Here is a 13,080-nt window from a genome sequence, read left to right as displayed (position 1 = left end):
AAAATTGATTTTATAATGCTATTTCACTTCATCGAATATTATTGTTAGCCTGACGAGTACTCCAAATCATCCAAACCTGGTCTGTCAACGTGAAATATTTTTTAATGCTTAGATCATCTATAGTTAGAAATCCGGTAACAGAAAACTTTTTGACAGCTAGTACTCCGTGCCCAACAGCTAGAAATACTTTTTTTTAAAACCAAACAGGATTCGATATTGTATTAACAGTACTTTTCAAAAATAGGTAGTAATTTAGGTAGTAATTTGTAAACCTTGAGATCCTCCCAGACTCAAGGTTTTTTATTCTTTTTATATCCTTTTTCATCGAATATCGTCCTTTATCCACTTTAATTCCCCGCGTCTGATCATGGCTATATACTTTTGCACGTGATCATCGGTCAATAAGCAATTGTCATCAAGGTGGTAATTGAACTGCTTAGTAAAGCTATAATATTGAATACTCCCTACATAAGCATTATTGAGATAAATATGCCAAAGGCTGTATTCCTTGGCCCTAACTTCCACTACCTGCCGTTTTCCATGATGATAAAACAAATCAGGCACATCGGTATCAAAGCGAAGTATAAGGGCGTCAATGCACGCTTCCTTGATGTCATCGGCAAGTACACCGTATGCCAATTGCCACACGCCCTGAAATTTCCTGAAAACATAAAAAGCAAGACCATTTTTGTTATAGAGATGATAGTCTTTCATGCCCATGCTTTTATCATGCACGGTAATTTGAGCGTGCATTACCCGATTTCGGCAAAAGATTTCTAGCGGTTTCATTTTACAATATTACTAATAATATTAGTAATATTGTGTAGAGTAGAGATATTTATTGTTTCCCATTTTTTATATGCAATTGGCTTTAGTATGCTGAATTAATAGGCTTACAGCTATTAACTTTTAAGATTTACAAATTGCAGGGCTGAGGTATTTGTTTGCATGTAGGGTTGTTTACTGGAAAGCGTAGCCTCTTCACAAATATTTTCATACGTATCAAGCTTATAAGATTGGACAGATTCCACTATCCCGGTCTAAGCTGACTGAAAACACTATGCGTCATTTTTTGATACAAATTGTCTAATCGTCTGGGACGGTAGTGGAAATACATATATAAGGATGGATAGGCGAAACTTTTAGTATATTAGTTTCGCCAATACAGTTATTACCTGCAATTGCCCAAACGCGATTCACAATGAATGAAGTAAATAAAATAAAACAACAGATTGTAAGAAAAGCTATAGAATTTAAAACAGGAGGTTTTACGCCAACAAATTCTATTTCTGAAAGTTGGATAGGAAAAGTTTACTTATACAAAGAAGATGAAGAAATTCCGAAAGACAAAAATGGAAATCTAATGTTTCCTTTGTTTCAGCTTTGCTTAGAAGATATTGAAATTAGACCTGATATTTTAGCTGATACAATGGTGATTACTGTTTTTATAGCAGAAGAACTTCCAATGGATATAACAGCCAACGGAAATGAATGGGTATTGCGAGAATATAAAAAATCAGACAAATTAATAATTAAAGATTTAAACAATCCTGATTCAGTGCTAAAACCATTCCCCCTAAAACCTTCAAAAATAGAAGAAGATTATCCTGTGTGGGACGGAGGTGGTTTAACAAGTGAAATGGAAGATGAAATATTAAAACTTGAAGATTCGGGAATAATTGAAGGTTATTATGATATAGCTGAAAATCAATATGGACACAAACTTGGAGGTTATCCAAGCTTTTGTCAACCAAGTGTATATTTTGGCAACGACTTTGAATTTGTATTTCAAATTGCATCCGACGACAAAGCAAATTTGAATATAGTTGATAGCGGAACGATGTATTTTGCTAAAAATGCGAAAACAGAAGAATGGAATTTCTACTGTGACTTTTATTAAAAAAAAGCAGATGACATCGGCTTGCCAAAATCTATTAACTTTTTATATATTAGTTTGACAAAAACAGTTGTTACCTGCAATGCAGAGACAAACCATTCTATGGCAAAAATAACAGATATTAATCGAGGAGACTTGTTAACATTCAAAGCCGCTGACAATAAATATAAAATGTTGCTTTGTACGAATACGCGCAAGGACAGAAGTCCGCAATGGTTTACTTTCGCGGCATTGACCTACGACAGTTTCGAAAAACCGACGACTTCAAACATTAATAAAATCGAATTCTTCGGAATAGGAAATAGAAAGTGTGAATACTTCAAATATTCTGATAACGAACTTGATAAAATGTGGTCAATTCATCCTGAGACTCGGCCATACTTTTTAGGTTCATACGGATTTTTAATTTTCCGAAAAGACTTTATGAAGTTTCGAGACAATTTTGAAATTATTGGTACTTTAAATGTTATTGACCACCTCGACAAAAACGGGAATGGTAGTATGAATATAAGTAACTGGGAATTAATCAAGGATTTTTTTCAAATAGAATTAATTCCGTTATGCCCGACAGAGGACAGAAAACTTTTAAGGTAGGTGCAATTATTAAAGATTGAGGAAAGACAGCATACCACAACCGACTTGGCAAAACAGCTCCACTTTCGTATCTTCAATATGGCTACGTTACTTCGCAAAGTCGCCGCTCTACATATACAATGCTAAAAACTACCATACATACATTCAACGACCTTGACAAATGGTTGTCCGACAACTTCTATTTTGAAGACGGACACGTTTTGGCAATAAAAGAAAATCCGCTTGAAATTATTGTTGGTTATAATGTGAAAGCAAATTATAAGGCAAATTCAGAAAGACACATTTTGCCTTTCAAAATCATTCCGTCAAAAATTTACGAATGGACTTTTGACATAGATTTCACAAATGTTGGTGACGACAACTACATTGAATATATCGAAGCACGAGAAGTCGAAAATGGAATTTGCTTAGAGTTCTATACTCCTGCGACTTTTCGACTAGTTACAAACAGCCTTGAAATTGAAGAACAAGAACTAATAAAAACAACATTTAAGCCTTGGACAAGCGAGAAAGAAATATATTTGACCGCTGATCTTTCTGAAGTTCCGAGACCATTATTTTGGAAAGAAAAATTAAGCAAATACGGACACGACATTTTGTTTCGTTATTATTCAGGGGAAGAAAGACAACCGGAGCAAGTTCCTTATCCAGACTATCAAGGTTACTATATACAACTTGCGGACAGAATGAGCTCGACAAAAGAAGGTATTTTTCTCAAGCATATAAAAGTAAAAAATGGAAAATTTAGTTTGAATTTTGAGAACAAGGACGATGAATTGAAAAATGTTTGGAACGACTTAACAGCAATTCTTGCAGACCTTCCGAATGCTCAAATCCAAAGCGGAAATTGAGAGTTTACTGGGAAAAAATGGAAACAATATTTAGCTGACAAACTATTACCTACTACAGAATGACAGGAAGCACAGCATATAACGGTGGTGCTTAATTTGCTTGCCGTAAGCTCGCTCGCCATTACCCAGTCTTATTGCAAAATATTGCAAGTAACATTGACTAGTAATTGATAATAAAGGACATTTATTTATTAAACTGGTAAAAGTGTTATAATCAATTAAGTAAAAATACATGGATAATCAATTGTACGAATTAAAAGTCACAGACAGACAAAGCTTCATTAAATTTCTTGGTCTTCTGCATAAGGATCTGCTCCAAAATCCTGAAACTTGGGAAAACAAAACTTTACCCGACTTTCTGGAGGCTTTGGCCTTATACGCAGAAGATATCCAAGGGTATTATGATAATACAGAGGCAAATGTAGATGCTGAAAAAGCTGAGTGGTCAACATTTGCTGATATTTTCAAAGGTGCGAAAGTTTACGAGTAATAGTAACCATTCCTTCCACTCGTCCGCATGTTTACCAGCGAAGAACATTTGCTAGATATACCAACAAAAACTGCAGAATAATATATGAACATAACTATTATCCTGAACGGAGATTTGAACGAAAACGACATACTGAAACTTTACGCAGCCAATAAATGGAGTGCGGCCGATAAACCAGAACTACTGATAAAAGCACTCTTAAATTCGCATTCTTTGGTTACTGCCTGGGATGGTGCAATATTGGTAGGCTTGGGGAATGCCATTTCCGATGGATATCTAGTCGTTTATTATCCGCATCTACTAGTGCTACCCTCCTATCAAGGCAAAGGGGTTGGGCGTTTGATTATGGATAAAATGCAAGAGGTCTATAAGGATTTTCATATGCACATGCTTACTGCTGATGGAAATGCTATCGACTTTTATAAAAAGAATGGCTTTGAACGAGCTGGTCAAACAGAACCGATGTGGATCTATAAAGGTAATGATCACTGAGAGAAGGTTAAGGTTATAAAATATATGACAGATTTTAAAGTAATATTACTCGATGAATCCTATTCCTTGCTTAATTTTCAACAAGATGGTTTACCTGGAGTAGCCGTCGTCAATACTTCATTAAAGGAATTTGAACCAAAAATAGTTTTCGCATGGCATTTATCAATTATGATAGATCTAGAGGATTTAATCGACAATGGAATGCCTTCAAAAAGTGAAGTTGAAGTAATTGACAAATATGGCGATTATTTAGATATTGAAATAAAAGGAAAAATAAGGACAGGCCTAACGCCTTATTTCTTGCAAGAATAACTTTGAATAAAACTCGAGAATTAATTTGGAGAGTCTACGATCCTGAAATCTCAAATAGCTTTCTGCAATAAATTATTACAGCTAACTCCTCCCCTAGACAGTTTGACTATCGAATCGATCCTGACGATAACTGGGAATTGGCAAAATGGCATTTGACAAATTGGGAGTAGTAAATTCTTGAAGAATTGATATTTAAGAAAACATCTAAATGGGGAAGTGTGGAGTGTAACTCAAACTGTGTCACTCGTTCATTTTTGCGCTAATTTTAATAGAAGCCTTTAAACCCCACTCTTAGAACTACCTTGTTATAAGCAGTTTTTCTATTTGCAGTATTCATTAATTCGTTCTTTTGCATATTCTGCTCCGTTGTCCAGTGCTTTATTCCAATTTTCGCAAGCTCTCTTTTTGTCTTTTATATTGAAATAAGTGTTCCCTAAATTAAAATATGCTTGTTGTTTTGCTTCCTGCTCCAATTTATCAAGTTGCAAAACCGTTTCATAGTCAGCGATTGCACCGTCGTAATCTCCATTTTCATCTTTAAGTCCACCACGATTTATTAAAGCACTCGCAAATTTTGGCGCAATTTCTATGGCTTTGTCGTAGTCTTTAAGTGCCAATTTCCAAGTGTATAGCTCGTTTTTTACGATGGCTCTTGAATAGTAAGCATTTGGGTCTTTTGGGTCAATTTGGATTGTTATGTTCCAATTAAATATTGCTCCGCTTAAATCTCCATTGTTATAACATGCTAAACCTTTGTCAAAATAATAGTCCGCCTTTGTTGTGTCAATTACTGGAAATTTCTGTCCCTTCGGGTCAAAAGGTCCCCCATAAGCGTCAAGTTTTGTATCAAATTCAAAACCTCTTTTGTACATATCCAAACCCCAAAAAAGTAAGTTGTCGGCTGTCATTGGAATTTCATTTGTCTCGCAGTTTAGTTCCCACAATTTTCCGTATTTCTTAACTTCTTGAACAGTGTATGGATAGTGTACCTTAATAAATTCTCCAAGCTTTTGTAAGTTCTCGCTTTTATCTGAGATAAAAGTGAAGTCCATTTTTGTTAAGCAATTGTCTTTAAGACCACTCTTGACCATACTATTAAAAACGTCTTCGGCAGAAACCATTTCTTTGGCAAAACCGCTAACAAAATTGTCCCAAGTGAAGAATGTCTGTTCCATTTTCTTTTGTCCGTAGGATGTTAAGGCTGTTAATAAAAGTAATAGCGTCAATATCTTATTTCTCATTTGTGGTGTCAGTTTTTGAATTAAACAATGTGAAGCTTGTAAAATTGATTTATACATTCCTTGCTATTAGCTATGAGACTTTCGACCAATATAGCGATCATCTTTTTAACTATTAAAATCAAAATACATGCTACTTTTATTAGTTACTATCATGACATGCTTCTTTTCAATCGGGCAAGGTTAATACCCAAGCCTAATATACATTATTTATGCTGAATTAATATGTTTACAGCTATTAACTTTCAAGATGATTATAAATTGATATGGCTAAGGTATGAGTTTGAAAGTAGAACTGTTTAGGGGACACTGTAAGGCTGTTAAAAAAGCCCACTCGAACTTTGTGCTCCTTCCGCTTTTGAAGTGAATAAACTAGTGCTACTAAAATAACCCATTTTAAATAAGAAATTAAAATTTAATCAATTTTCGCTATTTTAACAACAAAAGCATATGCCAAATATCTAAATTATCTCTGGCTGCAACGGAGCAGGAAAAACAATCGCTAGTTACACCGTGTTACCATGGATCTAATACCCGAAATAATTGCTCAAGGTGATAAATTTGAAGAATTCGTTTCAAATAGCGAAATTTGGTCTACACTAAAATCGAAATACCATAATGAACGATAAGGTAAATAGTGAAAATATCAATCTTGCTGAACGAATTCGTTTAGGAGTGCAAAAGGCTTTACGAAAATTGGCAGAAGAAAGTGCTGCAAAGGGTGAGAGTTTGGTAGTAAAAGTTGATGGTAAAATTCAAGAAGTGCCTGCAAAGGAACTACTTATGAAGTTACCAAAATAGTTACTTTACAGGCTCTTAGCATACTTAAAGCTTACAAAACTTAAGTGAATTAGACACAGAGGACTTAGAACACCTGTTCGCAAGCTGCCCATCCAGAAAATTGATTAAACTGACATTAGTCTTCCCGAAGTATGGCGTTTATCTTCTGCATATCAATATGTCCTCCATGTTTATAGTACACAATCTTACCATTTCGATCCAGCAGTACTATCCTTGGAATACTGGTAAAACCTAATGAACCACTAAGTACACCTCCTCGATCAAAACTGTGAACCCAGCTCATCTCATTTTCTTTGATACTTTTTAAAAAGCTTACTGAATCACGATCTATTGAAATGCCTACAATCTTCAACAAGTCCTCGGAAAAAGTATTACGTAAAAGTCTTATGTCAGGGATTTGCTCTAGGCAAGGCCCACACCAACTTGCCCAAAAATCCAGTAACACAAAGCTTTCCCATTGATTCTTAAAAAAAATTGTATCCCCATAAATATCTTTAAAATAAATATCCGGCATCATCTCACCTTCTTTGATAAGTATTGGAGTAATTTTTTGTTCCATATCTTTGACTATCTGTTTACCTTCAACGGTAAGTCTAAATTCGCGAGGAAACGTGCGGTTATAGTAAGCCAATAGATTATTATAGTATTCAGAATCATCTTCGACTAACAGTGTTGGAATGAGTACTTGCTCTTTAAAATATAAAAAAGAGAAAAAATCGTCTGGGTAAGACGTTAATACATCCATTGTTTTTGAATTCATTTCTTTAGTTAAATTCCTCAACACAAACTTGACTGAATCATTCGTGCGAATTTCAGATCCATGTTTGCTATATAAATCAATAAGTTGCAATCGCTCAGTTTTTAAACAGCTTCTTAATTCGCGAAAAATGGGACTTGAAAGTGTATCATATATCGGTGTAATATGATCAGTTTGGTCAGAATAAAATGGAAAATCCGCTTTACTTGAATCATAATGTATATTTATGGTAGAAGTTTGCTTGTTAATAAGATAATTATAGTATTTGCCTTTATAAGAAATCAAGATCCTTGGATAAGGTGTATAAGTGAGTCTCTCTAGCTGCATCAAGGTATCTTTCTGACTAGCATCAATAAAATCTTGCACGAGACCATCATAGAAATGGATGTTAAATACCTCTTTATGTATACCTTCAAGGTGGATTTTAAGCTTGACGTTCTTTTGCCCCCATAAAAGTTGACAAGAAATTAGGAGAAATAACAATAAATGAAGTAAACGCATATGTTTTTTATAATAGTTGGAAAATAGGCGCTAAAAGTATAGCGCCCAATATGGATTACGGATAGCAAATACCTCCTGACAACGAACATATACAGATCTGCAAACCACCAGATAGAGTTGACTTGCTACAGGTTTCTAGTATGCTTAACATTTAAGTAAAGCAATAATTCGCAAATAGTAATAGAAGAATTGCTTACAAATGATTTTTTTATGTGTATAACTGAGATCATAATTTAAATTGAGTTCAAAACTAAGATATTAATTTAATCATAAACAAATTACTGATAATCTACAAAAAGCGAATTATCCCCCTATATTTGACGAATCATACCATCATTTCTTCAAAAAAATGAAAATATTCTGTTTAAAATTATCTTTTGTTAAGCAAATTTTAATCAATAAGCACTGTATTTGAGAGCGATTGAATAATGGCAGTTTTATATTTTTAAAATAATTATAATAAATATCATATTAAACTTGATTTAAGATATGGAATGCTAGTTTCTGATAAATAATTATGAATGGAATGTACCCCCGGTATAGAAATACAATATTAATGAAACCCTCGGTATTAAGTATATGACTTATCGCACCACTCCCTGTCATTACTGCAATTTGCAGTGATTTGTAATTTAATAAAAAGACTTCATAATATTTATTCCTTTATACTTAGTAGCGGTAAGTCGGCCGTTTTTATTTTTTTAAAAACCAAACAGGATTTGATATTGTATTAATAGTACTTTTCAAAAATAGGTAGTAATTAGGAAGCCTTGAGATCCTCCCAGACTCAAGGTTTTTTTTCCTTTATATACTTTTTCATCGAATATCGTCCTTTATCCACTTTAATTCCCCACGCCTGGATAATGGCTATATACTTCTGCACGTGATCATCGGTCAATAAGCAATTGTCATCAAGGTGGTAATTGAACTGCTTAGTGAAGCTGTAATATTGAATACTTCCTACAAGATACAACCGAAGAGGTTTTTGATGACCTTTATAACATCAATGTTAAAGGACTATTCTTTACTTTGCAAAAATTAATCCCTCACTTATCAGAAGGAGCTTCTGTTGTTCTTATCTCATCTGGAGTCTCTGTGAGCGGGTATGCACAAATGGGTGCTTATGCAGCTACAAAAAGTGCAGTCGATGCGATCGCACGAACCGCAGCGACTGAACTGGCAGACAGAAAAGTAAGAGTAAACGTGGTTGCTCCCGGATTGACCGATACACCTATGAATCAGCAAACGCCTCCAGATATAAAAAATGCCATAGCAGCAGCAGTTCCATTGAAACGAATCGGGCAAGCGGAAGAAATTGCTAACGCAATTGTTTTCTTGTCTTCAAACGAAGCCTCTTATATTTCAGGTTCTTATCTGGCGGTAGATGGCGGTGTTACCATTCGCAGATAAATATGCGCGGTTTATGATATACTTAGTGTTAGCCACTAGGTATATCTAATCTTAGAATTAGAATTTAAAATATTATCTATCGGATTTTAATAGGCAATAAGGGAGAAAAAGTTCGACTGATATTCATTGTCTTCATTAGCCTTATAATTAATGTTTTCTATATAAAGACCCCGCTAATTTTCAAGGTAGAGCATCATTAGGTGTAATAGTGGGAAGCTAGCCAGAACTCAAACAGTAAAACAATTTCGTTTTTGTTATTGCGACTGGCATTTAATTGACTAATATAATCTAAAATGAAAATCCATCTTATTAGATACTTGCATAGAGAATTTAGATACAATTATTTCAACAGTTACATCTGCAATGTTGAATACATAGAAACCCAATAGCGAACCTTAGAGTTTTTCGACCTCTTCGACTGAAAGCCCTGTGCCTTTAGCAATATCAGCTATAGGTAGCCCCATTTCCTTAAATGCTTTAGCAGTCTCAAGAGCTTTTTTGCGTTCCCCTTCTGCTAGTCCTTTGGCTTTACCTTCTGCTAGTCCTTTGGCTTTACCTTCTACTAGTCCTTTGGCTTTACCTTCTGCTAGTCCTTTAGCGAGACCTTTAGCGTGACCTTCCGCTAGACCTGTAGCATGACCTAAAGCTTCTCCGGATTTCTTAGCCGAATTAAATACGCTCTCAGCATCACGCTTATGTTTTAAACTTGCTTCGTATGACATTAGTTCCTCCTCAGTTAATTTACCTATCTCTCCTATCTCAAAGATAAGACCAAATATTCTTTTATCCAAAAATGTTGGCAATCTATCCATGGTACTCAAATGTTTAAGTAAGTACAACCACTGATCCATAACTGTCTTTAGCTCTTCTGGCTGTTTATTAAATAATGGAAGCGAAATCATTTTATATCCCAATTTATCATAAAATATTTCTTTGGTCAATTTGTCACACAGCGCCACATCATAGAAATAAGGACGCTCTGTGACACGGGATATACCAGAACTTCTATTTCTATCCATGTCAAACTCCAAAATACCAATAAAGTAAACCTCTGGTAGGTAATAATCACTACCCTTCTTACCTCGCGCTAATTGTTTATTGATGAGACGTGAGGTATAATACACCGCGCGGTCCTTAAAAAATTCTTGAAAGAGCTGCTGCATCTCAATGATGAAAACCTCACCATCGCTGCCAATACAATGTAAATCAAATACAACACGACGCATTTCCTCATAATCGCCATCTTGTTCTACAGGCTTATATCTTAGATCCGAAATTGTCTTCTCTCCATGAAATAGACTATTGAGAAACTCAATTAGTAAGATTTTGTTGTCCTCTCTACCAAAGTAAAATTTCCAACCGAAATCGGTACGTGGATCTACATATCTACCCAAATGTTTTTTTGATCTAGCCATAATATTTATTAATTGGTTATTAGGCAAATATACAATAATAAATTAAAAAATACTAAATTAATTAGCAAAAAAAACATAGATAGGAAAGTAATACCCTTTCTGACAACTTTAATTGGACATGCCGTAAAATGCGGCTATACATACCCCCTCTCATTCAGTGCTGGTGAGTTAAAATTAGAATCTGAGACAAAACAAGACAAAGATGAAAATCCACATCGTTAGCGACCTACGTAGAGAATTTGGATACAACGATTTCAATCTGAATGTAGCGGATGTACTTGTACTGGCTGGAGATACTGATATAGGAGTAAAAGGGATCGGCTGGCTCAAATCACTTTCTTTGGATATACCCATCATCTACGTGCTGGGCAATCATGAGTATTACAAGGGCGCATATCCGAAGACACTATATAAAATTAAGGATGCTGCAAACAATTCAAATATACATGTGCTGGAAAATGAATATTTGGAGATCGACCACGTTTGTTTCCATGGCTGCACACTATGGACTGATTTTTCTTTAATGGGCAATCCTGCGTTCTATGGATCGCTATGCCAAAGCCGTATGAATGATTATAAGAAGATCAGCTTGGGGAAGCATTATGCCAAATTGAGAAGTATTGATACGTTTAGAATCCAACAAACTTCGAGACAATGGCTGGAGGAAAGTCTTAACGCCAACCAAGCCAAACATCGTATCGTAATAACACACCATGCGCCAAGTATAAGATCACTGCCAATGAAGTATTTGGACGATCCGCTCAGCGCTGCCTACGTCACGGATATGGAAGCCTTTATCTTAAAGCATCAACCTTCCTATTGGATCCATGGCCATGTACATGATCCGCCACGTTATTCAATAGGTGACACCGAAATCATTTGCAATCCGCATGGTTATATTAATGAAGTTTATAACGGATTTAATAACAGCCTTATTATCGAGCTATAAATAACCTTCTTAATTCAATAACTCCTTATACTTTTCAGCTGGATTTTGTAGATTCAACGCATAAGCCATAGCATGAAACTGATCATAAAACTATTCCATATTTCTGCCCTTACTATACTCGCTATTAGGTGCAAAGATCCATCTCGCACAAAAAGAATGGATTTTGGTCTTTTTACGCTTGAAGTTCCCTATAAATGGCAGCAGGTCAAACAAAATGGAATCGACAGTTACGTCGGAGCAATTGCTGTAGACAACACGGATACGCTTTACTTCGATCTGGGCATGTATTCAAATACATTGACAGAACCAAATATTCAGGTTATCACTCGACCGATGATAGAGGAATATAACTTAGACTCCTCCAATTTCATTGTTGTTAAAGATATGATGTCGATGAATATTGATGCCGATCTATACAGAAAACAAAATGTATCATGGGATACCATTGATAACAAAAGAGCGAAAATCGTCTTTCCTAGGATATCCGGGAAAGGAACCACCGGAGTGTATATCGGCAACCTATGGGGAGACCCTTCAAAAGTGCGATTTAACCTTCATGGTTCAAACCTGAAAGCGCAAACAGAACAGGATCTTCTTAAATCGATAAAGACATTAAGATTTCACAAACGTAATGTAGATAATGAAGAGAATTAACGCTCCACTCTTTGTACATCTCAGTTTTATGGCTCTGACATTTTATGTTGTCTTAACAGACGGAGATTGGCTGAGGTATTTTACGGGGAGTTTAAATTTTAACCTGATTATATTTGGATTTCAAGTTGCAGCACTTATTTATGCAGGATACCTACAGGCGCAGAGAAATAGAAAGATATCCCCCATATTCTAGCCAGCATTGATTGGACTACTGATGTTAATATTTTGTATACTCATAACGGGAAATTATCAGTTTAACATAAATATAGGTATCACCATTCTATGGGTGATTCCTGAGGCCTATTACATAGCATATGATGTTTTAATAGCTGGTTTCTTCAAAGAAATTCCGTTCCCAATGAATATAAATTGGCAATTTCAAGCGAAATGCATCTATATTATTCTCTCAGCCATATTTCCCTTGATCGGATATACCGTCTTTAAATTGAGAAGACAACTTTCAACACGTAAATAGGAATCTATGGAAAGCTTAAACGAAAAAGTTTGGTATGATTGTTATGGATCCGACCTGCTGCAGGAAAGGTTTCTTTGCTACATACAAGGCGGCCAGCCCGCCAGTGCAAACACATCCTATATTGGGTGTGAGGATTAGACGACGACGATCGACAGTGAAGAAATGTATATTTCCGCAACGCTATATTTCGCGAAGGTCTCGAGATATTGAAACGGAGGTATTGCCTTTATCGGAACTAAATTTA

The 13,080-nt window shown here is 35.3% G+C and carries 15 protein-coding genes; 11 read left to right on the top strand and 4 right to left on the bottom strand.

Going from position 1 to position 13,080, the window contains the following annotated elements; genetic code table 11:
* Nucleotides 1-321: 321 nt before the first annotated feature.
* Nucleotides 322-714 (bottom strand): hypothetical protein, encoded by a 393-nt coding sequence (locus B2107_RS05255; protein ID WP_293953805.1) that lies wholly within the window; start codon nt 712-714, stop codon nt 322-324.
* Between the two features lie 487 nt (nt 715-1,201).
* On the opposite strand from B2107_RS05255, the gene B2107_RS05250 reads away from it, so the two are divergent.
* The 6 genes from B2107_RS05250 (at nt 1,202) to B2107_RS05225 (ending at nt 4,636) form a co-directional block, all read left to right on the top strand.
* Nucleotides 1,202-1,900 carry a DUF1963 domain-containing protein gene (locus tag B2107_RS05250; RefSeq protein ID WP_293953804.1) on the top strand — a complete coding sequence of 233 codons (699 nt, stop codon included), beginning with the start codon at nt 1,202-1,204 and terminating at the stop codon, nt 1,898-1,900.
* Nucleotides 1,901-1,999: 99 nt separating this feature from the next.
* A complete protein-coding gene (locus B2107_RS05245; protein ID WP_293953802.1) occupies nt 2,000-2,491 on the top strand; it encodes a hypothetical protein in 492 nt (163 codons plus the stop codon).
* Between the two features lie 200 nt (nt 2,492-2,691).
* Nucleotides 2,692-3,342, top strand: a complete 651-nt coding sequence (locus B2107_RS05240) for a hypothetical protein (RefSeq protein ID WP_293953800.1) — start codon at nt 2,692-2,694, stop codon at nt 3,340-3,342.
* Between the two features lie 232 nt (nt 3,343-3,574).
* Nucleotides 3,575-3,832: a DUF7660 family protein gene (locus B2107_RS05235; RefSeq protein WP_293953798.1), complete on the top strand. Its 258-nt coding sequence runs from the start codon at nt 3,575-3,577 to the stop codon at nt 3,830-3,832.
* A gap of 84 nt (nt 3,833-3,916) precedes the next feature.
* The gene (locus B2107_RS05230; protein ID WP_293953796.1) at nt 3,917-4,324 is read left to right on the top strand and encodes a GNAT family N-acetyltransferase; all 408 of its coding nucleotides are present in this window, start codon (nt 3,917-3,919) and stop codon (nt 4,322-4,324) included.
* 24 nt (nt 4,325-4,348) lie between these two features.
* The gene (locus B2107_RS05225; protein ID WP_293953794.1) at nt 4,349-4,636 is read left to right on the top strand and encodes a hypothetical protein; all 288 of its coding nucleotides are present in this window, start codon (nt 4,349-4,351) and stop codon (nt 4,634-4,636) included.
* Between the two features lie 320 nt (nt 4,637-4,956).
* Here the strand turns inward: B2107_RS05225 and B2107_RS05220 are convergent, their stop codons facing one another.
* Nucleotides 4,957-5,934 carry a tetratricopeptide repeat protein gene (locus B2107_RS05220; RefSeq protein ID WP_293953792.1) on the bottom strand — a complete coding sequence of 326 codons (978 nt, stop codon included), beginning with the start codon at nt 5,932-5,934 and terminating at the stop codon, nt 4,957-4,959.
* A gap of 558 nt (nt 5,935-6,492) precedes the next feature.
* Here B2107_RS05220 and B2107_RS05215 point away from each other — a divergent pair.
* The gene (locus B2107_RS05215; protein WP_293887902.1) at nt 6,493-6,675 is read left to right on the top strand and encodes a hypothetical protein; all 183 of its coding nucleotides are present in this window, start codon (nt 6,493-6,495) and stop codon (nt 6,673-6,675) included.
* A 115-nt stretch (nt 6,676-6,790) separates the two neighbouring features.
* Here B2107_RS05215 and B2107_RS05210 read toward each other — a convergent pair whose 3' ends face one another.
* A complete protein-coding gene (locus tag B2107_RS05210; protein WP_293953790.1) occupies nt 6,791-7,933 on the bottom strand; it encodes a TlpA family protein disulfide reductase in 1,143 nt (380 codons plus the stop codon).
* A gap of 948 nt (nt 7,934-8,881) precedes the next feature.
* On the opposite strand from B2107_RS05210, the gene B2107_RS05205 reads away from it, so the two are divergent.
* On the top strand, nt 8,882-9,343 hold the full coding sequence (locus B2107_RS05205; protein ID WP_293954075.1) for an SDR family NAD(P)-dependent oxidoreductase: 462 nt from the start codon (nt 8,882-8,884) through the stop codon (nt 9,341-9,343).
* Between the two features lie 395 nt (nt 9,344-9,738).
* Here B2107_RS05205 and B2107_RS05200 read toward each other — a convergent pair whose 3' ends face one another.
* The gene (locus B2107_RS05200; protein ID WP_293953788.1) at nt 9,739-10,758 is read right to left on the bottom strand and encodes an Rpn family recombination-promoting nuclease/putative transposase; all 1,020 of its coding nucleotides are present in this window, start codon (nt 10,756-10,758) and stop codon (nt 9,739-9,741) included.
* A gap of 202 nt (nt 10,759-10,960) precedes the next feature.
* Between B2107_RS05200 and B2107_RS05195 the strand changes: the two genes are divergently transcribed.
* The 3 genes from B2107_RS05195 (at nt 10,961) to B2107_RS05185 (ending at nt 12,554) form a co-directional block, all read left to right on the top strand.
* Nucleotides 10,961-11,707 (top strand): metallophosphoesterase, encoded by a 747-nt coding sequence (locus B2107_RS05195; RefSeq protein WP_293953786.1) that lies wholly within the window; start codon nt 10,961-10,963, stop codon nt 11,705-11,707.
* Nucleotides 11,708-11,863: 156 nt separating this feature from the next.
* On the top strand, nt 11,864-12,361 hold the full coding sequence (locus B2107_RS05190; RefSeq protein ID WP_293953784.1) for a hypothetical protein: 498 nt from the start codon (nt 11,864-11,866) through the stop codon (nt 12,359-12,361).
* On the top strand, nt 12,348-12,554 hold the full coding sequence (locus B2107_RS05185) for a hypothetical protein (protein WP_293953782.1): 207 nt from the start codon (nt 12,348-12,350) through the stop codon (nt 12,552-12,554). Before B2107_RS05190 ends, B2107_RS05185 begins: the two co-directional genes overlap by 14 nt.
* The last annotated feature ends 526 nt before the right edge of the window (nt 12,555-13,080 follow it).

Source organism: Sphingobacterium sp. UBA7855 (assembly GCA_002500745.1).
Lineage (GTDB): Bacteria > Bacteroidota > Bacteroidia > Sphingobacteriales > Sphingobacteriaceae > Sphingobacterium.
The sequence above is the reverse complement of the archived record's forward strand: the minus strand, read 5'-3'. Positions and strand labels throughout refer to the sequence as shown.

Bases quoted from the DNA above. Each gene is read 5' to 3' on its own strand.
- B2107_RS05255 (WP_293953805.1), bottom strand. From the start codon at position 714: ATGAAAGACTATCATCTCTATAACAAAAATGGTCTTGCTTTTTATGTT.
- B2107_RS05250 (WP_293953804.1), top strand. From the start codon at position 1,202: ATGAATGAAGTAAATAAAATAAAACAACAGATTGTAAGAAAAGCTATA.
- B2107_RS05245 (WP_293953802.1), top strand. From the start codon at position 2,000: ATGGCAAAAATAACAGATATTAATCGAGGAGACTTGTTAACATTCAAA.
- B2107_RS05235 (WP_293953798.1), top strand. From the start codon at position 3,575: ATGGATAATCAATTGTACGAATTAAAAGTCACAGACAGACAAAGCTTC.
- B2107_RS05230 (WP_293953796.1), top strand. From the start codon at position 3,917: ATGAACATAACTATTATCCTGAACGGAGATTTGAACGAAAACGACATA.
- B2107_RS05225 (WP_293953794.1), top strand. From the start codon at position 4,349: ATGACAGATTTTAAAGTAATATTACTCGATGAATCCTATTCCTTGCTT.
- B2107_RS05220 (WP_293953792.1), bottom strand. From the start codon at position 5,934: ATGTATAAATCAATTTTACAAGCTTCACATTGTTTAATTCAAAAACTG.
- B2107_RS05215 (WP_293887902.1), top strand. From the start codon at position 6,493: ATGAACGATAAGGTAAATAGTGAAAATATCAATCTTGCTGAACGAATT.
- B2107_RS05210 (WP_293953790.1), bottom strand. From the start codon at position 7,933: ATGCGTTTACTTCATTTATTGTTATTTCTCCTAATTTCTTGTCAACTT.
- B2107_RS05200 (WP_293953788.1), bottom strand. From the start codon at position 10,758: ATGGCTAGATCAAAAAAACATTTGGGTAGATATGTAGATCCACGTACC.
- B2107_RS05195 (WP_293953786.1), top strand. From the start codon at position 10,961: ATGAAAATCCACATCGTTAGCGACCTACGTAGAGAATTTGGATACAAC.
- B2107_RS05190 (WP_293953784.1), top strand. From the start codon at position 11,864: ATGGATTTTGGTCTTTTTACGCTTGAAGTTCCCTATAAATGGCAGCAG.
- B2107_RS05185 (WP_293953782.1), top strand. From the start codon at position 12,348: ATGAAGAGAATTAACGCTCCACTCTTTGTACATCTCAGTTTTATGGCT.